Raw genomic sequence first — 21,583 nt, forward strand, 5'->3', positions numbered from 1 at the left:
GGTGCCGCCGTGAGAAGCGGAACCACGCTTGTTTCCCGCCATTTCTGGCCCCGAAACACGCTTTCCGATGTGACTTACACGACGATGACCATGCCCGGCCTGACCTTCCCGGCCAGGGAGGCGTAGCCTTTATTCCCGCTGTCCATCACCTTGTGAAGCGGAAGAGGGCGGTTGCCGCCGTGTCGCCACAGTCCCCCAGTAACTCGAGCATCTCGACCGACGCAGACCAAGCGGGAAAGAACCCCGCTGCCGCGTTCGGCGCCAATGAGTGGCTCGTCGACGAGATCTATCAGCAGTACCTCCAGGACCCGAACTCGGTAGACCGAGCCTGGTGGGACTTCTTCGCCGACTACAAGCCGGGTGCGGCCGCCGCCCCGGCCGCGGCTGCTGCTCCGGCCCCCGCCGCCCCGGCTCCGGCGGCTCCTGCCGCCCCCGCGGCTCCTGCGGCGCCCTCGGTGCCCACGCCGGCCCCCGCGGCCGCGCAGCCCGCTGCCGCCGCTCCGGCGCCCGCGAAGGCCGCCGCCCCGGCTCCGGCCAAGCCCGCCGCCCAGCCGGCCGCGAAGGCCGCGCCGGCCGCCGCGTCCGCGGAGGGTCCCGAACTGGTCACGCTGCGCGGCCCCGCCGCCGCGGTCGCGAAGAACATGAACGCCTCGATCGAGGTGCCCACGGCCACGTCCGTGCGTGCGGTCCCGGTGAAGCTGCTCTTCGACAACCGCATCGTGATCAACAACCACCTCAAGCGCGCCCGGGGCGGGAAGATCTCCTTCACCCACCTCATCGGGTACGCGATGGTGCAGGCCATCAAGGCCATGCCGTCGATGAACTACTCCTTCCAGGAGAAGGACGGCAAGCCGACCCTGGTGAAGCCGGCCCACGTGAACTTCGGCCTCGCCATCGACCTGGTGAAGCCCAACGGCGACCGCCAGCTGGTCGTCGCGGGCATCAAGAAGGCCGAGACGCTGAACTTCTTCGAGTTCTGGCAGGCCTACGAGGACATCGTCCGCCGCGCCCGTGACGGCAAGCTGACGATGGACGACTTCTCCGGTGTCACGGTCTCCCTGACCAACCCCGGCGGCCTCGGCACCGTCCACTCGGTCCCGCGCCTGATGCCCGGCCAGTCGGTCATCATGGGCGTCGGCTCCATGGACTACCCGGCGGAGTTCCAGGGCACCTCCCAGGACACCCTGAACAAGCTCGGCATCTCGAAGGTCATGACGCTCACGTCGACCTACGACCACCGGGTCATCCAGGGCGCCGCCTCCGGCGAGTTCCTGCGGATCGTCGCGAACCTCCTCCTCGGCGAGGGCAACTTCTACGACGAGATCTTCGAGGCGCTGCGCATCCCCTACGAGCCGGTCCGCTGGCTCAAGGACATCGACGCCAGCCACGACGACGACGTCACGAAGGCCGCCCGTGTCTTCGAGCTGATCCACTCCTACCGGGTCCGCGGCCACGTCATGGCCGACACCGACCCGCTGGAGTACCGCCAGCGCAAGCACCCCGACCTCGACATCACCGAGCACGGCCTCACCCTGTGGGACCTGGAGCGCGAGTTCGCGGTCGGCGGCTTCTCCGGCAAGTCCCTGATGAAGCTGCGCGACATCCTCGGCGTGCTGCGCGACTCGTACTGCCGCACCACCGGCATCGAGTTCATGCACATCCAGGACCCCAAGCAGCGCAAGTGGATCCAGGACCGCATCGAGCGCCCGCACTCCAAGCCGGAGCGCGAGGAGCAGCTGCGCATCCTGCGCCGGCTGAACGCGGCGGAGGCCTTCGAGACCTTCCTGCAGACCAAGTACGTCGGCCAGAAGCGCTTCTCCCTGGAGGGCGGCGAGTCCGTCATCCCGCTGCTCGACGCGGTCATCGACTCCGCGGCCGAGTCGCGCCTGGACGAGGTCGTCATCGGCATGGCCCACCGCGGCCGGCTGAACGTGCTCGCCAACATCGTGGGCAAGTCGTACGCGCAGATCTTCCGCGAGTTCGAGGGCAACCTCGACCCGAAGTCGATGCACGGCTCCGGCGACGTGAAGTACCACCTGGGCGCCCAGGGCACCTTCACGGGCCTGGACGGCGAGCAGATCACCGTCTCGCTGGCCGCGAACCCCTCCCACCTGGAGACGGTCGACCCGGTCATCGAGGGCATCGCCCGCGCCAAGCAGGACATCATCAACAAGGGCGGCACGGACTTCACGGTCCTGCCGGTCGCCCTGCACGGTGACGCGGCCTTCGCGGGCCAGGGCGTGGTGGCCGAGACCCTGAACATGTCGCAGCTGCGCGGCTACCGCACCGGCGGCACGGTCCACATCGTCATCAACAACCAGGTCGGCTTCACGGCGGCTCCCGAGTCGTCGCGCTCCTCCATGTACGCCACCGACGTGGCCCGCATGATCGAGGCGCCGATCTTCCACGTGAACGGCGACGACCCCGAGGCCGTCGTCCGCGTGGCCCGGCTGGCGTTCGAGTTCCGTCAGGCGTTCAACAAGGACGTCGTGATCGACCTCATCTGCTACCGCCGCCGCGGTCACAACGAGTCGGACAACCCGGCCTTCACCCAGCCGCTGATGTACGACCTGATCGACAAGAAGCGCTCGGTGCGCAAGCTCTACACCGAGTCCCTCATCGGTCGCGGCGACATCACCCTGGAAGAGGCCGAGCAGGCGCTCCAGGACTACCAGGGCCAGCTGGAGAAGGTCTTCACCGAGGTCCGCGAGGCCATCACGGCCCAGCCGGCCGAGGGCCCGATCTCGGACCCGCAGGCGGAGTTCCCGGTCGCCGTGAACACCGCGATCTCCTCGGAGGTCGTCAAGCGGATCGCCGAGTCCCAGGTCAACATCCCCGACACCTTCCACGTCCACCCGCGTCTGCTGCCCCAGTTGCAGCGCCGGGCCACGATGGTCGAGGACGGGACGATCGACTGGGGCATGGGCGAGACCCTCGCCGTCGGCTCGCTGCTCCTGGAGGGCACCCCGGTCCGTCTGTCGGGCCAGGACTCCCAGCGCGGCACCTTCGGCCAGCGTCACGCGGTCCTCATCAACCGCGAGACGGGCGAGGAGTACACCCCGCTCCAGTACCTCGCCGAGGAGCAGGCCCGCTACAACGTCTACAACTCCCTGCTCTCCGAGTACGCGGTCATGGGCTTCGAGTACGGCTACTCGCTGGCCCGCCCCGACGCGCTCGTGCTGTGGGAGGCGCAGTTCGGCGACTTCGTCAACGGCGCCCAGACGGTGGTCGACGAGTACATCTCGGCGGCGGAGCAGAAGTGGGGCCAGACGTCCGGCGTCACCCTGCTGCTCCCGCACGGCTACGAGGGCCAGGGCCCGGACCACTCCTCGGCCCGTATCGAGCGCTTCCTCCAGCTCTGCGCGCAGAACAACATGACGGTCGCGATGCCGACCCTGCCGTCGAACTACTTCCACCTCCTGCGGTGGCAGGTGCACAACCCGCACCACAAGCCGCTGGTGGTCTTCACCCCGAAGTCGATGCTGCGCCTGAAGGCCGCCGCGTCGAAGACGGAGGAGTTCACGTCGGGTCAGTTCCGCCCGGTCATCGGCGACGCGTCGGTGGACCCGGCCGCGGTCCGCAAGGTCGTGTTCGTCGCGGGCAAGCTGTACTACGACCTGGAGGCCGAGCGGCAGAAGCGCGGCGCCACGGACATCGCGATCGTCCGCGTCGAGCGGCTGTACCCGCTGCCGGGTGCCGAGCTCCAGGCGGAGATCGCCAAGTACCCGAACGTCGAGAAGTACCTGTGGGCCCAGGAGGAGCCGGCGAACCAGGGTGCCTGGCCGTTCATCGCGCTCAACCTGATCGACCACCTCGACCTGGCGGTCGGCGCGGACGTCCCGCACGGCGAGCGGCTGCGGCGCATCTCGCGCCCGCACAGCTCGTCCCCGGCGGTGGGTTCCGCGAAGCGGCACCAGGCCGAGCAGGAGCAGCTGGTGCGTGAGGTGTTCGAGGCGTAGGTCTCGGCGCACACGCGAAAGGGCCCGGCCCCGAGTCGTACGACTCGGGGCCGGGCCCTTCGTTGTTCGCCACCGCTCCCGATCAGCCCAGGTATGCCTCGAAGTCCCAGTAGGGCCGTGTGCGTTGGCGAGCGGAGATGGTGTGGGGGTGTTGGACCCCCAGGGTGCGGGTGAGCCCGAGCAGACCGTCCTCCTCCAGCTTGCCGGCCTCCTCCTGCTCACGCGCGGCCCGCAGGTCGGCGGCGAGTGCCACCTGGCAGGAGAAGGTGAGGGGATGCTCGTCCCCGAGCACGTGCCGGGCCCGGCGCAGCGTGTCCCGGCTCAGGTCGACGGCGTCGGCGATGCGGCCGTTGAAGTTGCGAGCGCTGGCGGCGTTCAGGGCGCAGCCCAGCACCCAGGGGTGGTCGGCACCGAGCGTGGCGGTCAGACCCGCGAGCGCGGCCTCGAACATCGACATCGCTTCGGCGCGTTCGCCCGCGGCCTGCATCACGAGGCCGGTGTTGGAGAGCATGCCCGTGGCGACCGGATGGGCGGGCCCGAGGAGGGAACGGTAGCCGGTCTCCGCCTCGTCGATGAGGTCGCGGGCCTGGCTGAGGTCGCCGTGTTCGCGCAGGAAGTTGCCGTAGTTCGTGATGAAGGCCAGGGTTCGGTAGTGGGCCCGGCCATGGAGCTGCTCCAACTGGTCCAGCAGGCTCGCCATCGACGGCCCCACGTCCTGGGAGTAGCTGCCCTCGCGGCGACGGCACATGGCCAGTTGGGCACGGGCCTCCAGGGTCTGCGGGTGCTGGGCACCGAGCACCTGGACGTGCAGGCGGACCACCGGTTCCTGGCGGGCGAGCGCGTCGCGGTAGCGGCCGAGCAGACGCAGGTCGTGGGCCACGGCGCTGCCCGAGTTGAGCGTGCTGATGTGCCGGGCACGCAGCACGTTCTCCCGGCGGGAGAGCGTCTCCAGGTCCAGCTCGTACGCTTCCGCGTAACGGCCCATCAGGCGCAGGCTGACGCCGAGGTTGAACCTGGCGATCAGCGTGGGGATCTCGTCGGCGCCGAGCAGCCTGAGGTTGCCCTGGTGGACCTCGCGTTGAAGGTCGTACGCCTCCTCGTACCGTCCGAGGTGGCGCAGGCTCGTCGCCACTGCGCCCCTGGTGTTCAGCTCGCCGATCTCGTTGCGCTCCGCGGTGGCCTGCAGTTTCCCGAGGACGTCCCTGTCCAGCTCGTAGGCCTCCCGGAACCTGCCGCTGGCCCGCATCATGTTGCTCTCCTGAGTGGTCAGGTCGAGCATCGGCTGTCCGAGTGGGTCCAGGGTCCGCGACCAGCGTTCGCGGACCTGCCGGGCGAGTTCGAGACCACCGTTGTACTCCCCGCTGCGGAAGCAGTACCGCAGGCAGTTCAGGACGGTCTCCTGGACCTTGGGCATGGTGCTGTCGAGCGCGCCGGAGGGTTCCAGGTGCGGGAGCAACTCCGCGTACCGGGGCCAGTTCCGGGTGTCCATCGGGTTCTTGGGGTCGGCCTCCGCAAGCAGCGTGTGGACCGCCCTGCGGTGGCCGGCCCGGCTGTCGTCGCTGGTCAGCTTGGAGACGATGTCGTGGACGAGGCGGTGCATGTGCACCGACTCCTGGTGCGGACCCATCTCGGCACCGGCCGGGCCGCGGGTCTCGCGGGTGAGGACCGAGTAGTTGACCAGCGTGTCCAGCGCCCGTGTCCAGGCGGGAAGGTCGGTCACCATCCAGCGCAGATCCTCAGGGAGGTCCGCCCGCGGGTAGGCGCGGATGAGGCCGAGGGGGATGCGTCCGGGCGCGAAGGACGTGCACAGGCTGAGGACGTCGATGGCCTGCGGCTGGGCACGGCGCAGCCGGTTGAGCAGTATCGACCAGGAGGTCATGGACGACTGCGGGAAGCCCTCGCCGGTGGCGGGTTCGTCCACGGTGGAGAGTCTGCGTTCGCGGACCATCCGCAGGTACTCGGGCACATCCATGCCGGACTCGCCGAGCCAGGAGGCGGCCTGGACCAGCGGCAGAGGCACGTCACCGAACTCAGTGGCGACCTCGTCGGCCTCGTCGGCGGTGATGTGGGGCGCGCGGCGCATCAGATAGCCCGTGGACTCCGCGCGGACGAAGGCGGGGACCTCCAGGATGTCGGTGTGCTGGCTCCAGGCCCGGTTGCGGGAGGTGATCAGGACATGCCCGGCGCCCTGCGGGAGCAGGGTGGTGGCGCCCTCTGGATCGTCCCAGCCGTCGAAGACCACAAGCCAGTTGGAGTGCGGCTCCCCGCGTCGCAGCGCGTCCCGGACGGCACGGATGCGCTCGCCGGGCTCGCTGCCGATGCGGAGACCGAGTTCCACCGCGAGTTCACCCATGCGGTCGCGCTGGATGTTGCGGTCGTCGGAGTTGACCCACCACACCATGTCGTAGTCGGTGCTGAAACGGTGGGCGTACTCCGCGGCGAGCTGGGTCTTGCCGATGCCGGACATGCCGAGCAGGGTGCAGGCGGCGGCGCCTCGCTCGGCGTCGGCCAGGCGCTGGTGGATATCGGTGAGCAGGTCGTCGCGGCCGGTGAAGCGCGGGTTGCGGCGCGGGACCTCGCCCCAGATCTCACAACGGGTCTCCGGGTAGCGGACCCCGGTGAGCAGGATGCGTGGCGATCGGCGGCGTTCCAGGCCGAGTCGGCTGAGCAGGCGTTCCTCGGCGGCCTCTTCGCTCAGTCCCCACAGGCTGGCCGGTTCCAGGACCGCCGTGGCGGGCAGGAGGGGCCGGTTGGTGAGGTTGACGGCGGCGAAGCGGTCGGCGTGTGCGGCGACGAAGCCGCGCAGCGCGTCGTTCCACTCGCCCGCGGGGCGGGGGCCGAGTTCGAAGAACCAGTCGTTGAGGACCAGCAGCACCCGTCCACTGGCCAGCAGCAGGTCGCCCAGCGAGTCCTCGAGCGGGACCTCCCGCGGCGGGTCCCAGCGGTGCAGGGTGACCCGCTGGCCGTGGCGCTCCAGGCTGTGCCCGATCCACGTGGCCCACGAGCGGTGGTAGCCGGGAAAGACCACCAGGAAGTGCTCGGGTGCCGGTGCACCGTCCGAGCCCGACCGCCGCTGATCCGCCATCGTCGCTCCCTGTTCCCGCGCCTGCGGCGCCGTCGCGTCTACCTGCGCATAACGTAACGCAACTCATCTTGCACACATCGTTACGAGGTCTTCCGGGCGAGCAGGCCGAGACTCTTGTGGTGCCTGCCCATCTCCCGAACGAACTGCCTTCCAGCAAAGGTCAGTTCATCGGATTCGCGGAGGATGCTCAAGGCTTCCCCGACCTGTTCCCGATACGTCTCGAACTGCCGCTCCGCCCGGCGCCGCCACGCGGTCGGCCGACGGTTGTGCGCCCGCCACCACAGGTCGCTGAGGGCCAGATGGGCGTAGGCCCCTTGGAGCACCCCCGGGATCGGCCGCAGGTCGGCGCGCCAGCCCACGCGGTGCAGGGTGCCGGGGCCGGGGCGGTAGAGGGGCACGACCTCGTGCACGGCCGCCAGCTTCGTGTGGTGGGTCTCGTGCACCAGGCATTCCGTCAGTTTGCCGACGTCGTTGGGGAGTTGGGAGAGAACGGCGCCGGGGGCGGCCCGCAGTGTGGCGCTCGTGGGAGTGCCGACGGCCCGGTCGGACGGTTCCAGGGGCACCAGGGCGCGCAGCACGGCCCGGACCTCCGCGGCACGCTCGGGATCGGTCACCGAGAGCAGTTCGTGCGCCTCCCGCCAGCACCGCGCCCAGAGCCGATGGGCGACGGACGAGTGCTCGGCTGCGGGGAGCGCCTCGGGGCCGATCCCGGGCTCCGGCACCCGGTAGGGATCCAGGTCGTCCAGGACGACGGTGCTGCCCGGCAGGCTCCTCAGCCCGGTCCAGCCGGTCCCGGTGGCGGTCGGGCGGTACCCGCCGGAACCCGGCCGGGCTGTGGAGTGCGGCAGCATCAGCCCCTCGCCGTCCGAAGCGTCGGTCATCCGCATCAGTCCACCGCTCCCGTCGAGGCGGGCGCGACCGGACGGGCAGCGCAGCACACCGAGTCCGGGCAGGGCCAGGGTGCCCGCGCGCACCGTGACGGTTGCGCTCACCTCGTACCCGGCCCGGACCGCGGCGGCGACGGCCACGCCCCGCAGATGAGCCAGGTGCCGTTCGAAGGCGGGCGCGTCAGGCGCGGCAAGGGCCTCGGCGAGCCAGGTGCCCGTCATCGGATAGTCGACGACGGCACGCGCGGCGGCCGGGTCGGTCGCCTCGGCCCGTTCCAGAAGCGCCCAGTCCTGCTCGAAGTCGCGGCGGGCCGCGGAGGTCAGCAGCTCGCGCCGCCGTTCGACGCGGACGAGGAGGGACTTGAGGAGCAGCATGCGACGCGCGTGGACAGCGCCACGCAGTGCCTCGGTGGCCGACGGCAGCGGACGGGTCGTCGCCAACTCGGTGAAGACCTCGGAGAAGGCCGCCGCCAGGGTCATCCCGGGGCGTCCTCGGCATCGGCGCCACCAGCGAGTTCGGCTGGAAACGTACGCCGGCCGCCCTCGCTGCCGACGTACCAGATCTCCTTCGGGCCGGAGGTTTCCTCAAGCACGCGGTCGACGGCTGTCAGGAGCTCCGGGTCGTCCGAAGCACGCAAGGTCCGCAGGTCGACGGCGGTGAGGTCGAGCAGGAGCGCGGTCCGCGCGTCCTTCGCGCCAGGACCGACCGTCCTCTTCCTCAGCTCCCCCACCCTCGGCTCCTCCCTGCCCGCGCCCGCCCCGTACGGCCGCAGCGGCTGCCCAGTTCTTCCCGAGGGGCCGGAGACAGAAACCCCTAACGGATCAACTCCGGTCAAGATCGGCCCAGTTGTTCCAGGACTCTGTCCAGGGGTACCAGGGCGGCGCCGACCGCAGCCAGGCCGACTCCGGCATCTCGCGTGTGGCCCCAGGCGGACTCGGCGAGTCGGCAAATTCCTCGTCCGTGCGCCGCGTCAGTTCCACCTCCGCCCAGTCGACTTCCCGTAACGCCCCCACCAGCCGCTGCCATTGCTCCCGGGCGGACCGGTAGGACGCGCGGCCGGCCCCCGGCCGACCCATCAGCACCAGCACAGCGCCGCACCCGTGCCGGGCCCGCGCGGCGGTCACCGAGCCGGGGTCGACACCATGTGCGGCCTGTGCCTCACGCTCCGCGTTCTCGTAGGCCTGAAGGGCGTCCATGAGCACCGGTGTCCCGGCCCGGTACCAGCCTTCGAGCCGCACCCGCCCCAGCTGAAGCCAGGCCTCGGCGCGCACGGCGGCGTCGGCGGCCGCGCGCACGGCCTGGCCGAGCAGATGACGGCTCTCGAACAGGTCGGGGAGGAAGCCGACATGACGGAAGCGCTGGGCGAGCGCGCTGCCGACCAGGCCCTGCAACCTCCCTCGCTGCGCGGACCGTGCGGGCAGCGCGTGGAGCGCCTCGCGCAACACGTATTCGGCACGGTCCACGAGCTGTGCGCCGTCCCGCCCTGAGGCACGCCGCAGCAAGGACTCGCCCCAGGCGGTGAGAAGTTCGCAGCGCCGCTGGCTGTCGGGCGGCGCGATCATGGTGGCTTTCTCGTACGCGTCGTCGGCCTCCCCCGCCTCCCCCGCCGCGTCATGGAACGCGGCCCGGGCGGCCAGACACGGCAATCGCAGCTCCGGCTCGTCACCGGCGGCGTGCTCCGCCCTGCTCAGCGCGTCCAGCGTCGTGACGTCCTCCGCGCCGGCGGCCCGCAGCGCCCGCGCCAGATCGAGCAGAGCGGGACTGCGCACGGCGCCCCCTGCCCCCTCGGCCTCCAGGAACTCGCAGCCCTCCGCCAACTCGGGCACGGCGGCCCGGGCCCGGCCCAGATCGAGCGACATCCGACCCCGCAGCAGCAGCCGGGCCCGATGGGCTCCCGCCGCCCACGCGTCCAAGTCACCCGTCCCGCCCTGCCCGTGCGCACCCGACGCCCCCTGGTCCGGACCGCTCGGCGCAGCCGGCGCGGCAGCCGCACGTGCCTGCCCCCCGGACCCGCCCGGCCCTCCGCTCCTGCTCCGGAGCCACTCGCGCGCGCGAGGTGTCACGGTCGGCCAGGGCGCCACATCCCCGGCCAGAACCTCCAGCGCGGCCGTCAGGTGTTCCGTCTCACCCGTCAGCCGCCACAGCTCGCGTCGGCAGGCGGCCAGTTCCAGTGCCGCCTCGGCCTGGGCGGCGGTGTCGGCCGGGGCCGTGCGATGGGCCGAAGTGAGCTGTTCCACCGCCTCGCGCAGCAGGTCCGCCCGGTGTCCCCCGCCGCGTGCCGCCGCCGTACCGGCCTCGGCCCGCAGGACGCGGCCGAGGAGCAGCCGGGCACGGGCGTCGTCGTCGGGGCCGGGCAGGCGTACGGCCGCCTCGGCCTGCTCCTTCGCCCGGTGCAGCACCTCCGGGTCGGCCAGCGCCTGCCACTGCCCGAGCAGCCGCTCCGCCTCGGCCAGGGGCTCGGGCGTCACCAGGTCGGGCTGGTAGAAGCGCAGCACGCGTGCGGGGATGCGGGCGAACAGCTCCGCCTCGACGTTGACCTCGTCCTCGCGCGGATCGTCCTCGTCGACGGCCGGCCCGGCTCCGGCGGCCGGATCGTGGTCGGCGAGGCGGGCCGCGGCGAGGGCGGCGAAGTTGCGGGTGCCCTTGCCGAAGTGGCGTTCCACGTAGGCGGAGCAGTGCTTGAGGACGAGTCCGGCCGTCTCCTGCTCCAGGTCGCCCAGGAGCAGGTCCTGTACGCGTCCCGGGTAGCTGAAGCAGGGCTGGTCGCCGGGGCCGGGCAGGCGGCGCAGGAGGCCGCCCAGGAGCACCTCGGCGAGTTCCATGGGGCCGGTGTCGGGGAGCATCGCGCGCTGGACGAGCTGCATGACCGGCAGGGTGAGGGGGGCCGCGGCGAGATAGACGGCGAGGCGCAGGGCGCCGGGTGAGGCGCCGGCCCGGAAGGCGCGCAGCAGTTCGTCGTCGGAGCGCCGCACGGGCGCGGGGCCCGCCGGCTGCCGTACGGCGTCGGGGGTGGTCCAGGCGGCCCAGGCGCGCTCGCTGGTGGGGCCGGTGCCGGACAGCAGGCGGGCCCAGGCCTCGAAGGCCTCGGGGGTCGGTTGCAGCACCGGCACCGGGCGGGCGTACGGGGCGGGTTCGTCCCAGGGGTCCTCGTCGGGTGCGAAGGCGAGCCGGCCGCCGAGTTCGGCGGGCCTGCGCAGCACTCCGGGTTCGGCGGGCAGTGCGGTACGGCCCCACAGGCGCGGCGGCAGCGGCTGGACGACGGCGAGCGGGGAGGTGCGCGGCCAGCGGTGCAGCAGGCGTTGGGCGCCGCCCTGCTGCCACAGGGGTCCCACGCAGTCGCTGATCACCAGGGTGAGACGGCGGCCGGTGGGGTCGTGGAGCTCCTCGGCGCCGCGCAGCCGGGTGTGCCGGCCGGGGCCCGCGGTGGTGCCGACGAGCGGGGTGCCGGATCCGTCGTCGTAGAGCTGGTGGACCCGGACGGAGGCGAAGGCGCCCGACTGCTGGCAGGCCTGCCGCAGTTCCTCGACCATCTGCCCCCACACGGCCATGGCGGGGCCGGTGTCCATGAGGAGCTGGATGTCGCAGCGGTGGTGGCGGTCGGGGCGCAGCACGGGCAGCAGTACGCCGCTGGCGGCGGCGTGCTGGGCGGTCGCCTCCTCGTCGATGCGCTCGTCCTGGGGGGCCGCGGAGGCCGCACGGTAGCGGCCGAGGGCGCGCAGGGCCTTCTCCAGGCCGAGCAGTCCGGGCAGCGCGGTGGCCGCGGGGGCGCGCACCGGGAAGGCGGGCCGGCTGCCGCCCTGGGCGCGTTGCCGGGGGCCGGCGCCCGCCGTGTGCAGGGGGACGGCGCCCGCCCGGGGGTCCGGGCCGGTTCCGGGGGTGTACGGCTCGTCGGCGTCGGCGGGCCGCGATGCGCGTGTGCCCGGTTCAGCGGTGCCCGGGGCGGGCGGTGGGGGCGGGGGGCCGGCCGGGGCGTCGCGGGGCGCCGAGCGGTCCAGCCACCGGGCCAGCCACACCGCGTCCGCCACCTCCTCCGCGGACAGGTCGAGGCCCGCGCGGCGCAGCCGGGCGATCAGTTCGTCCAGATGCGTCCCCTGCATCCGGCCATCACCTCGAACGGTCGAGCGGCTGCATGAGCATGTCCGCGATCCGCTCCCGGGTGAGGCGTTCCGCGTGCGGGGTGTGCTGGGTGAGGAAGAGCGCGTTGAGGAGCTGGTCGGCGGCCACCACTTCGCCCGGGTCGCGGGCGAGGAACCGGGCGATCAGGTCGCGTCCGGCGGCGGCGCCCTCGGCGCCCAGGTGCGCCTCGACCATGGCGGTGAGCTGCTCCTCGCCGGGCGGCTCCAGCTCCAGCTGGACGCACCTGCGCAACAGGGGTGCGGGGAAGTCGCGTTCGCCGTTGGACGTCAGCACGATCACCGGGAAGGCGGCGCAGGCGATACGGCCGCCGTGCACGGCCACCCGCTCGCCGTCGTCGGTGAGGACGTCGACGACGGGCTCGCGGTCCGCGAGGCGTTCCAGCTCGGGAATGCCGAACTCGCCCTCCTCCAGGGTGTTCAGCAGGTCGTTGGGCAGATCGAGGTCGCTCTTGTCGAGTTCGTCGATGAGCAGGACGCGGGGCCGTTCGGCGGGCAGCAGCGCGGTGCCGAGCGGGCCGAGACGGAGATAGGAGCCGATGCCGGACGCGGTGGCCGCGGGGCTCTCGGTGCCCTGAGCGCGCTCCAGTTGTACGTCCTGGAGGCGGCCGATGGCGTCGTAGCGGTAGAGGCCGTCCTGGAGGCCGGTGCGGCTGACGATCGGCCAGCGCAGCACTCGGCCGAGGCCCAGTTCGTGGGCGATCGCGTAGGCGAGGGTGGACTTGCCGGTGCCGGGGTTGCCGGTGACCAGGAGCGGGCGGCGCAGATAGAGGGCCGCGTTGACGGCGTCGACCTCGGCGGGGCGGGGGGCGTAGTTCTCCACGAGCCGGCGCTGGACGCCGAGTCGGCGGGCGCTGCTGGGGTCCTCCGGGCCGGCCTCGGCACCGTCGCGCGCCGCCGCGAAGTCCCGCCAGGGCGGGGGTGCGGGTAACTGCCGCAGACCGTCGTGCGGTTGCCCCGCACCGCGGTAGATCCGCCAGTCGTTCACCATGGGCTCCTCCCGGCTCTGGTGATCATGCAGCGGTCCCGGCCGTCCGCCGCCACGTTACCGCCCGGCGGCCGGGCCTGCCGAGATCCCGGCGTGTCGAATATCGCTTGAGGTCGATCAACCCCCTTGTCAGACAGGTGAGTTGACATGGGCTTACGAATCAGGTCCGGCCAGGGCCGGGGGGTGGATGGACTCGGTTCCGTGGCGGGGCCGGTCGGGCGGGTCCAGGAGTACGGCGATCCTCCCCTTGAGCCCTTGGGTCCGGGCGGTGTCGGGGTCGGACAGGCGGATGCGCAACTCCCGTACCTGGCGGGCGAGACCGTCCGCCCGGCCCGCCGACTCCAGCAGCCGGGCGGCCTGCGCGTGGAACGCCGCACACTCCTCCGGCGGATGGGCGTCCCGCCGCCACACCGCGACGGCGTGCCCGGCGAGCAGCGCGCGCCCCATGGCCTCCAGCCCGTCGCCGCTGCCCACGGGCCCGCAGTGCACCGGCACGCACGCGTCGTCCGCGCCGCCCAGGCGGCCGTACACCGCGAGCGCGCCCTCCCGGTGCGCGCCGGGCACATGGCCCTCCGCCGACGCCTCGGCCCGCAGGGGTACGGCGGTCAGCGGACCGCGCGCCACCCCGCGCCGGCGACGGCGCCATTCGGGGCTGGGCGGCCGGGTGTTGCGGTGCTGGGCGCGCACGACGACCGTTCTGCGCAGACCGATGGGCATGGACTGCTCGTCGAGCGCGTCGGAGTCGTCGTCCGCCGCTCCGGGCGGGGTGAGCTGCCACTCGTCGACCGGCAGGTCGAACAGACGGCGCGGCAGGAACACCTCGACGGCGGCGAGGTGTTCGTCGTGGTCGCCGAGGCTGAGGGCCTTCGCCAGCGCTCCCCGCACGGACTCCTCCAGCTGCCCGAGCGGGACCCCGATGTCGTCGCCGTCGACGGGGGTGACCACCTGGCCGTCGTAGAGGAGTTGGACGCTCCATGGATAGCGGTCGCCGTACTGGATGTCGCCGATCCGTACGAGGACGTCGATCCGGGTCGCCGGCGCCTCCGTGGCCTCGGGGGCGGCGACGGTCGCGAGGGCCGTGGCGGTCGGGTGGGGCGCGTCGGCGGTGCCGAGGGGCGCGGCGGCCGGGCGGGGAGCGACGGCGAGGTCCGTCAGGAGGGCGCGGATCGCCTCGCCGACCGGCCAGTACGCGTGCCGCTCGGCCTGTTCGGTGATCCAGCCGGCGAACGCCCGCAGAAGCCGGGCGTCCTGCCCGGCCGCGCGCCGGGCCACCTGCGCCGCGTACAGGAGTACGGCGTCGAGTTCGACGTCGGCACTGCTGCGGCTGCCGCTGCGGTCGCGGAGGCCGTGCAGCAGGCCCGCGCCCTCGCGCCAGGTCTGCGGATCGTGCAGGAGGAGCGGGTGGTTGTCCTCGCCGGTCACCGTGGCCTTGACCCGGCCGACGAGGTCCAGGACCGGGCGCGGTCCGGTGGGTGGGCGCAGTTCCGCGAAGTACCCGTAGAGGCGGACCCGCAGGGCGGGGTCGACGCCGGGGACCCCGGAGCGGTGGAGTTCGGTCTGGGCCGTGGTCCAGGCGGTGGCCGGTGACTCGGTGAAGCGCCGCAGATGGTGACGGTCGTGCTCGCGCACCACCGTGTGCAGGACGTCACCGCCGGCCAGGTCGAACAGTTCACGCAGGGCGGTGATCGGGACCGCGGCTCCCTCGTGCTCCCCGCGTCCCTTGTTCATGCCGATGACGGCGCCGGACCGCCGGTCGAGCACCGGCCCCCCGGACAGCCCGCCGACCGGCAGGGCACCGCTGAGCAGCAGCGCCTTGCCGTCCACGCCGCTGATCTGTCCGGTGCCGTAGCGGACGCCGAGGTCACCGGTCTCCCGCGACCAGCCGTGCAGACTGACGCTCGCGTGCAGCGCCGGTGCCCGGTCGCTCAGCCACACGCACCGCGCGTCGTCGGCTCCGCGCACCCTGACCAGGGCGATGTCCGGGAACTTCCAGGAGCCGCGGCCGCCGCCGAGCGCCTCGTGGCCGGGCTTGGCGAGGATCACCTGGCCGGTGGTGGTGCCGCCCTCCCAGCTGACACCGACCGGGCCGCCCTCTCGCATCACGGCCGCTCCCCCCTCCCCCACGACATGCGCACAGGTCAGCAGCCAACCCGGTGCGACGAAGAAACCGCTGCCCCAGTAGCCGTCACCGTCAGGTGCATACCCGTCACCGCACGCCACGATTCGTGCGAGCGTGGGGCGCACCATCGCCTCGAGGGAGCTCAGGGGCTCCTCGAAGGCGGTCATCCGCCGGTGGGGGGTGAGGGTTCGGGGGTGCCGCCGCTCCCCTGCCCCGGATCCTGCCCGGTGCCGTCGTGGGCGGGCTCCGTCCAGGTCAGCGACACCGTCAAGGAGGTCTGGCCGCCCGCTCCCGCGATGGCGCTCACGACCCGTCCGGCCTGCGCCGACAGTTCAATGCCGAAGGTGACGGACACCTCCACGGGTGCCGTGGTCTCCAGCCCGGCGCGCAGGGAGCGCACGACTCCGCCGACGGTGCCGGCGAGCCCGCCCGCGAGCGAGGAGATCCGCTCTCCGGCGCCTGTGTCCCGGAAACCGCCCCCGTGCGACGCGGCGCCGTCCGCCGCGCCGATCCTGGCCCATACGACGGTTCCGTCGTCGAGCCTTATCCGTTCGATCCCTCCGCCCACGGCGCCCCCGTCCGTTCGCTTCCGGCTCCCCCGCATCGAGGGAAGCGTCCCTACCGCGATGGGAGGAGAAGGCTAACTCCCCGTGAAGTGGAGCGCGAGGGGGCGCAGTTGGGCGATCGTCCGTGGTCGGGGGGCGGTTCCTACTCGTCGTCCTCGTCCTCGAGACGGGCCAGCCAGGTCGCGAGCCGCTCGACCGGCACCTCGAAGTCGGGGTTGAGATCGACGAACGTGCGCAGCTGTTCGGCAAGCCACTCGAAGGTGACCTCTTCCTCGCCGCGCCGCTTCTCCAGTTCCTCGATGCCGCGGTCGGTGAAGTACATGGGTTCTCCTGCGTACGTCTGTGTTCCGGGTTCCGTGATGCGGGTGCCGGGTTCCCGGTCTCGGGTTCCGTGGACAGCCTATGCAAGCCGCGCGGGGGAAGACGCCGGGCCTGGTGCGGGGGGCCCGGCCGCGCGCCCGCTCTCTCAGTCGCGCGGGTGGCTGAGGTCGTACGCCAGTCCCAGCGCCCCGTGCGCCAGCAGCAGGGCGCCCGCCGTGATCCAACCGCCGCTGCGGCGCCGTAGGCCGAGGGCGGCGAGCGGGAGGCCGGCGGCCACCTGGGCCAGGGCGAGGGCACGGGCCCTGGGGTCGCCGGACCAGGGGAGCCACGGGGCCAGGCGGTGGCCCGCGACGGCTTCGAGCTCACCGCGGACCGTCTCGCGCCAGCCCTCCCACTCGACGGGCCGGGTGTCAGGTTGGGCGCGGGCGGCCTCGCGGAGCCGGTCGGCGGGTTCGCCGGGGGCGAGGCCGGCGGGAAGTGTGAGACCCGCGCGCGTGAGGACGGCGAGCAGGCCCGTCAGCCGGGCGCGGGCGTCGGCGGCGGCGTCCGGCTTCGTCAGCTGGTCCAGGGACTGCACGTCCAGGACCGGGTCGAGGCCGAGACGGGCGGCGAAGGTGCGCATCGCCTCGTCCTCGCCGGCCGGGGTGCCGTTGGCGAGCCAGACGTAGCCGACGGGGCGGCGGAAGCCGGACGCGAGGGTGTAGCCGCTGCGGTCGGCGTCCCACCACAGGGCGAGGACCGGCCAGGGGGCGCCGACGGCGAGGGCCCCGGCCCAGCCCGTGAGGACGCGGTCGACCGGTTCGGCGCCGTCCCGCCAGGGCTTGCCCTCGGGGACGAGGACGCTCCAGTCCCGGCCCGCGCGCGTGAGCAGCATGGGTTCGCGCAGCAGTTGGGCGACGGGGGCGACGGCCTCGGGCTCCGCACGGCACAGGAGCAGGGCGCCGGGGGCGGGGGTGGGAGCGGAGCGATCCGTCGGCATGGTCACACGCTAGGGCGATTTGTGCGGTTTGGGCATTTCTGGGGCGCCGAGTGTGCCAAGTGTGCCCGAAACGGGTGTCTTGACTTTCCGGGTCCGCGATATATCGTGAATGACAGAAGACGCGATATGGCGTGTGTGGCGTGATGTCGTGTGTCGTTGTCACGGGGAGGTCAGCGCCATGTCCGAGTGGTCCGTCTCAGAGCCCGGGAAGCTCTCGTTCGACGAGCCGGTGCGCGAGCTCCATGTACGCATCGTCAACGGAACGGTGAACGTGGTGGGGACGGACGAAGGTTCCGCCCGCCTGGAGGTCTCCGAACTGGAGGGCCCACCCCTGGTCGTGCGCCAGGAGGCCGGCACCCTCACGGTCGCCTACGACGACCTGCCCTGGAAGGGCTTCCTCAAGTGGCTCGACCGCAAGGGCTGGCGGCGCAGCGCCGTCGTGTCCCTGGCCGTGCCGGCCGCCACCCGCGTCGAACTCGGCGTGGTGGGCGCGGGGGCCGTCGTCTCCGGCCTCAGTGGCCCCTCGTCGGTGAAGGGCGTCACGGGCGACACCACACTGGTGGGCCTCTCCGGTCCGGTCCGCGCGGACACCGTCTCCGGGAACCTGGAGGCCCAGGCCGTCACCGGCGACCTGCGCTTCAACTCCGTCTCCGGCGACCTCACGGTCGTCGAGGGTTCGGGCTCCTCCGTGAAGGCCGACTCGGTCAGCGGCTCGATGATCGTGGACCTCGATCCGGACGGCCCCACCGACATCCGGCTGACCAGCGTCTCGGGCGAGATCGCCATCCGGCTGCCTCAGCCGGCCGACGCCGACGTCGAGGCCAACACCGCCAGCGGCACCATCTCCAACGCCTTCGACGGCCTCCGGGTCCACGGCCAGTGGGGCGCCCACAAGGTCACCGGCCGCCTCGGCGCCGGCACCGGAAAGCTCCGCGCGACCACGGTCTCCGGCTCGATCGCCCTGCTGCACCGGCCGGCCCGGGAGGACGAGGAGGAAGCCGCGCAGGACGGAGGCCTGGAGGACCCGCACGATGTCGACGCCCACGCGGAGCACCGGGTGGAGCGAGTGACGGAGGACCGCGCGGGGGATCACGCCGACCGCCGGGTGGAGCACCTCGTGGTGGACTCGGAACCGGATGCGGGGCCGGATGCCGGGACGGAGAGCGACGGTACGACGGACACCTCCGACCCGGTGGACGGGCCGCGGGGCGCCTCGGGGGACAATTCCGGTTCCGGCCCGGGTGACGGCACGGACGGCATCGACAGCACGGACGCCACAGCCCCCACAGGCCCCACCGCCACCAACCCCACCGCCCCGGCCGACGGCACGACCGACAAGAAGGTGCTCTGACATGCCCCCCGTCTTCGCCCACGGCCGCCTCCGCCTCTACCTGCTGAAGCTGCTCGACGAGGCCCCGCGGCACGGCTACGAGGTGATACGGCTGCTGGAGGAGCGTTTCCAGGGGCTGTACGCCCCCTCGGCCGGCACCGTCTACCCCCGGCTCGCCAAGCTGGAGGCCGAGGGCCTGGTCACCCACACCACCGAGGGCGGCCGCAAGGTGTACGCCATCACGGACGCCGGCCGCGCCGAACTGGCCGACCGCAGCGGTGAACTGGCCGACCTGGAGCTGGAGATCCGGGAGTCGGTCGCGGAGCTCGCCGCCGAGATCCGGGCCGATGTGCGGGGCGCGGCGGGTGATCTGCGCCGCGAGATGCGCGCCGCCGCCTCCGAGGCCCGGCGCGGCGGCGCGGGCGGTGACAGCGGTCGCGTACCGGACGGCGGCCCCGGGGACTTCGCGGAGCACACCGACAACGAGTCGTGGCGTGCCGCCAAGGAGGAGATGCGCCGCGTCAAGCAGGAGTGGAAGGAGCAGGCCCGGCGCGCCAAGGACGAGAGCCGGCGGGCCCGTGAGGAGGCCCAGCGGGCCCGGCGCCAGGCCAAGGAGGCGCAGGAGCGGGCTCGGGAGCAGGCCCAGGAGGAGGTGCAGCGGATCGCCCGGCGGGTCCAGGAGCAGGTGCAGGACCACTTCGCGCGGGGCGACTGGCCCACGGGGGTGCGTGAGGGGCTGACGGAACTGGCCAAGGAGTTCGGCGAGTTCGGGAAGGACTACGGCAAGGGGTTCGGCAAGGACTTCGGGTTCGGCCGGGGCGGTGACTCGGGACAGGGCCGGAAGTCGGCGAAGTCGGCACCGGCGCCCGAGTACGGCCAGACCCCGGAGGACTTCCCGGCCGACTACGAGCCGTCCTGGGCCCACGAGGCGGGCACCGGTGACCCGGCCCGTGACCTGGACCGCCTCCTCGACCGCTTCCGCGACGACATTCGTGACGCGGCCCGCGACCACGGCGTCACCTCCGACCAACTCCGGGACGCGCGCCGCCACTTGTCGGCGGCGGCAGCCCACATCGGAGCGCTGCTGCGGACGCCGAAGGCCTGAGGCCCGCTGAGCTCACCTCCGGTGGCGCCGTCGACTCCGCCGACGCCACCGGACAACGCCGCACCGCCGGACAACACCGGACAACGCCAGGCCACCGGGCCGCCGGGCCGCCCGGCTCAGCCCGCCTTCGCCTCTCCCCCGCCGTAGAGGACACGGATCAGCGCTCCGTACGTCACCCCCTGATCGGCGAGGACCTCGGCGGGCACGCCGGGGCCCGAGGCGAGGGCCAGCAGGATGTGCTCGTCGCCGACATGCCGGTCCTTGCGGCCGACGGCGACGCGCAGAGCACGTACCAGCACGTCCTTGGCGCTCCGGCTGAACGGACGGCGCCCCGACCACCCCGACCACCGCCCCGCTCCCGGCCGGTCGCCGGACATCGCTCCGGCACCGTGCGCCTCCTCCACCCGGGCGACGATCTCCGACACATCGATCCCGAGGCCGGCCAGCGCGTCGGTGTCGGCCTGGGACAGTCCGCCGCGGCGCCGGGCCTCATCAAGCGCCCGCCGTACCGAGTCGAGCCATCCCGCACCGCCGACCGAGGCGAGCGCGAACGACGCCCGGCTGCCCTCCCGGTCGAGCAGCGAGAGCAGCAGATGCTCGGCGTCGACCGCCTCCGCCCCACCCCGCTCCGCGTGCGCGACCGCACCGGTCACCACGGCACGGGCGTCCTTCGTGAACCGCTCGAACATCAATGCCTCCCGTACTTCTTGTGCACGGCCTGCCTGGTCACACCTAGTTCCGCGGCGATCTCCTGCCACGACCAGCCCTGGTTGCGCGCGCTGCGCACCTGCACGGACTCCAACTGCTCAAGGAGGCGGCGCAGGGCGGCGACGGCCCGCAGACCGACCCTGGGGTCGCGATCACCCGCGCGCTCGGCGAGATCCGTTGCTTCGGTCATGATGTCAACCTACGTTGACACTCACAAGATGTCAACCAAAGTTGACAGACTCGGCACGAGAAAGGCGGGCCCGGACACCGGACCCGCCCCGACCGTCTCCCGCGAACTCAGGCGTTCGTCAGCACGATCTTCCCGAACTGCTCCCCCGACGCCAGCCGCTCGAAGCCCTCGCGGGCCCGGTCCAGCGGGAGTTCCTCGTCGATGACCGGACGGACCCCGGTCGCGGCGCAGAAGGACAGCAGGTCCTCCAGCTCGTCCTTGGTGCCCATCGTGGAGCCGACGACCTTGAGTTCGAGGAAGAAGATCCGGGTCAGCTCGGCGTGCGAGGGGCGGTCGCCGCTGGTCGCGCCGGAGATGACGAGCGTGCCGCCCGGCTTCAGGGACTTCACCGAGTGGGACCAGGTGGCGGCGCCGACGGTCTCGATGACGGCGTCCACACGCTGCGGCAGCCGCGCCCCGGACTCCACCGCCTCCACGGCGCCCAGCTCGAGCGCCCGCTTGCGCTTGGCCTCGTCACGGCTGGTGGCGAAGACCCGCAGACCGGCCGCCTTGCCGAGCACGATCGCGGCCGTGGCGACCCCGCCGCCGGCGCCCTGGACGAGGACCGAGTCACCGGGCCGCACACCGGCATTGGTGAAGAGCATCCGGTACGCCGTCAGCCAGGCCGTGGGCAGACAGGCGGCCTCCGCGAAGGAGAGCTCCTTGGGCTTGGGCAGCACGTTCCAGGTCGGCACGGCGACCTGCTCGGCGAACGTGCCCTGGTAGCGCTCGGTGAGGATGGAACGCGGCTCCCTGGGCCCGACGCCATGGCCGCTCTGGCCGATCACCGAGTGCAGGACGACCTCGTTGCCGTCCGCGTCGACACCGGCGGCGTCACACCCGAGGATCATCGGCAGCTTGTCCTCGGACAGGCCGACGCCCTTCAGGGACCAGAGGTCGTGATGGTTGAGGGAGGCGGCCCTGACGTCGATGACACTCCACCCCGAGCGGGCCTCGGGAGCCGGGCGCTCCCCCAACTCAAGGCCGGTCAGCGGCTGGTCACGGTCGATGCGGGCGGCGTAGGCGGCGAACATGAGGGTGACGATAGGGTCCGCGGCGTCCCGACGGAACCATGGGGCGCTGTGACACACACCCTCTTGCCATCGCCCTCACCACCACCCGAACGGCCCCGCCCCCGAGTAAAGAAGTGACCCCGCCCGGCATTGAGCCGAA

15 protein-coding genes are annotated in these 21,583 nt (G+C 72.6%); 3 read left to right on the forward strand and 12 right to left on the reverse strand.

Annotated elements, in window-relative coordinates:
• Positions 1-179 precede the first annotated feature (179 nt).
• Positions 180-3,959, forward strand: coding sequence for a multifunctional oxoglutarate decarboxylase/oxoglutarate dehydrogenase thiamine pyrophosphate-binding subunit/dihydrolipoyllysine-residue succinyltransferase subunit (locus OG885_RS15445; RefSeq protein WP_405731292.1), 3,780 nt, complete (start codon positions 180-182; stop codon positions 3,957-3,959).
• Between the two features lie 82 nt (positions 3,960-4,041).
• Here OG885_RS15445 and fxsT read toward each other — a convergent pair whose 3' ends face one another.
• The 9 genes from fxsT to OG885_RS15490 all read right to left on the reverse strand — a co-directional run bounded on the left by fxsT (position 4,042) and on the right by OG885_RS15490 (position 17,038).
• Positions 4,042-7,044: an FxSxx-COOH system tetratricopeptide repeat protein gene (gene fxsT / locus OG885_RS15450; protein ID WP_405731294.1), complete on the reverse strand. Its 3,003-nt coding sequence runs from the start codon at positions 7,042-7,044 to the stop codon at positions 4,042-4,044.
• 80 nt (positions 7,045-7,124) lie between these two features.
• Positions 7,125-8,411, reverse strand: a complete 1,287-nt coding sequence (locus tag OG885_RS15455) for an aKG-HExxH-type peptide beta-hydroxylase (RefSeq protein ID WP_405731296.1) — start codon at positions 8,409-8,411, stop codon at positions 7,125-7,127.
• Positions 8,408-8,662, reverse strand: coding sequence for a hypothetical protein (locus tag OG885_RS15460; protein ID WP_405731298.1), 255 nt, complete (start codon positions 8,660-8,662; stop codon positions 8,408-8,410). The genes OG885_RS15455 and OG885_RS15460 overlap by 4 nt, the downstream gene beginning before the upstream one ends.
• Positions 8,663-8,753: 91 nt before the next feature.
• Complete coding sequence (locus OG885_RS15465; protein ID WP_405731300.1) at positions 8,754-12,029, reverse strand: SAV_2336 N-terminal domain-related protein; 3,276 nt, start codon at positions 12,027-12,029, stop codon at positions 8,754-8,756.
• Between the two features lie 7 nt (positions 12,030-12,036).
• Positions 12,037-13,053, reverse strand: coding sequence for an AAA family ATPase (locus tag OG885_RS15470; protein ID WP_399949989.1), 1,017 nt, complete (start codon positions 13,051-13,053; stop codon positions 12,037-12,039).
• Between the two features lie 153 nt (positions 13,054-13,206).
• The gene (locus OG885_RS15475) at positions 13,207-15,339 is read right to left on the reverse strand and encodes a trypsin-like peptidase domain-containing protein (RefSeq protein WP_405731302.1); all 2,133 of its coding nucleotides are present in this window, start codon (positions 15,337-15,339) and stop codon (positions 13,207-13,209) included.
• Positions 15,336-15,740: a CU044_2847 family protein gene (locus OG885_RS15480; RefSeq protein ID WP_405731304.1), complete on the reverse strand. Its 405-nt coding sequence runs from the start codon at positions 15,738-15,740 to the stop codon at positions 15,336-15,338. The genes OG885_RS15475 and OG885_RS15480 overlap by 4 nt, the downstream gene beginning before the upstream one ends.
• A gap of 140 nt (positions 15,741-15,880) precedes the next feature.
• Complete coding sequence (locus OG885_RS15485; RefSeq protein ID WP_329334820.1) at positions 15,881-16,060, reverse strand: DUF6104 family protein; 180 nt, start codon at positions 16,058-16,060, stop codon at positions 15,881-15,883.
• A 144-nt stretch (positions 16,061-16,204) separates the two neighbouring features.
• Positions 16,205-17,038, reverse strand: coding sequence for a hypothetical protein (locus tag OG885_RS15490; RefSeq protein WP_405731307.1), 834 nt, complete (start codon positions 17,036-17,038; stop codon positions 16,205-16,207).
• Between the two features lie 178 nt (positions 17,039-17,216).
• Between OG885_RS15490 and OG885_RS15495 the strand changes: the two genes are divergently transcribed.
• Positions 17,217-18,389, forward strand: coding sequence for a DUF4097 family beta strand repeat-containing protein (locus OG885_RS15495; protein ID WP_405731309.1), 1,173 nt, complete (start codon positions 17,217-17,219; stop codon positions 18,387-18,389).
• 1 nt (position 18,390) lies between these two features.
• Positions 18,391-19,473 carry a helix-turn-helix transcriptional regulator gene (locus OG885_RS15500; protein ID WP_405731311.1) on the forward strand — a complete coding sequence of 361 codons (1,083 nt, stop codon included), beginning with the start codon at positions 18,391-18,393 and terminating at the stop codon, positions 19,471-19,473.
• A gap of 116 nt (positions 19,474-19,589) precedes the next feature.
• On the opposite strand, the gene OG885_RS15505 is transcribed toward OG885_RS15500, so the two are convergent.
• The 3 genes from OG885_RS15505 to OG885_RS15515 form a co-directional block, all read right to left on the reverse strand.
• Complete coding sequence (locus OG885_RS15505; protein WP_405731313.1) at positions 19,590-20,162, reverse strand: Clp protease N-terminal domain-containing protein; 573 nt, start codon at positions 20,160-20,162, stop codon at positions 19,590-19,592.
• Positions 20,162-20,371 carry an HTH domain-containing protein gene (locus OG885_RS15510; RefSeq protein WP_059192380.1) on the reverse strand — a complete coding sequence of 70 codons (210 nt, stop codon included), beginning with the start codon at positions 20,369-20,371 and terminating at the stop codon, positions 20,162-20,164. Before OG885_RS15510 ends, OG885_RS15505 begins: the two co-directional genes overlap by 1 nt.
• Before the next feature lie 107 nt (positions 20,372-20,478).
• Positions 20,479-21,444 (reverse strand): zinc-binding dehydrogenase, encoded by a 966-nt coding sequence (locus tag OG885_RS15515; protein WP_405731315.1) that lies wholly within the window; start codon positions 21,442-21,444, stop codon positions 20,479-20,481.
• Between the last annotated feature and the right edge of the window lie 139 nt (positions 21,445-21,583).

Source organism: Streptomyces sp. NBC_00028, assembly GCF_045041065.1.
Lineage (GTDB): Bacteria > Actinomycetota > Actinomycetes > Streptomycetales > Streptomycetaceae > Streptomyces.

Coding starts and splice junctions, on each gene's coding strand:
- fxsT (WP_405731294.1), bottom strand. CDS start 7,044: ATGGCGGATCAGCGGCGGTCGGGCTCGGACGGTGCACCGGCACCCGAG.
- OG885_RS15455 (WP_405731296.1), bottom strand. CDS start 8,411: ATGACCCTGGCGGCGGCCTTCTCCGAGGTCTTCACCGAGTTGGCGACG.
- OG885_RS15465 (WP_405731300.1), bottom strand. CDS start 12,029: ATGCAGGGGACGCATCTGGACGAACTGATCGCCCGGCTGCGCCGCGCG.
- OG885_RS15475 (WP_405731302.1), bottom strand. CDS start 15,339: ATGACCGCCTTCGAGGAGCCCCTGAGCTCCCTCGAGGCGATGGTGCGC.
- OG885_RS15485 (WP_329334820.1), bottom strand. CDS start 16,060: ATGTACTTCACCGACCGCGGCATCGAGGAACTGGAGAAGCGGCGCGGC.
- OG885_RS15490 (WP_405731307.1), bottom strand. CDS start 17,038: ATGCCGACGGATCGCTCCGCTCCCACCCCCGCCCCCGGCGCCCTGCTC.
- OG885_RS15495 (WP_405731309.1), top strand. CDS start 17,217: ATGTCCGAGTGGTCCGTCTCAGAGCCCGGGAAGCTCTCGTTCGACGAG.
- OG885_RS15500 (WP_405731311.1), top strand. CDS start 18,391: ATGCCCCCCGTCTTCGCCCACGGCCGCCTCCGCCTCTACCTGCTGAAG.
- OG885_RS15505 (WP_405731313.1), bottom strand. CDS start 20,162: ATGTTCGAGCGGTTCACGAAGGACGCCCGTGCCGTGGTGACCGGTGCG.
- OG885_RS15510 (WP_059192380.1), bottom strand. CDS start 20,371: ATGACCGAAGCAACGGATCTCGCCGAGCGCGCGGGTGATCGCGACCCC.
- OG885_RS15515 (WP_405731315.1), bottom strand. CDS start 21,444: ATGTTCGCCGCCTACGCCGCCCGCATCGACCGTGACCAGCCGCTGACC.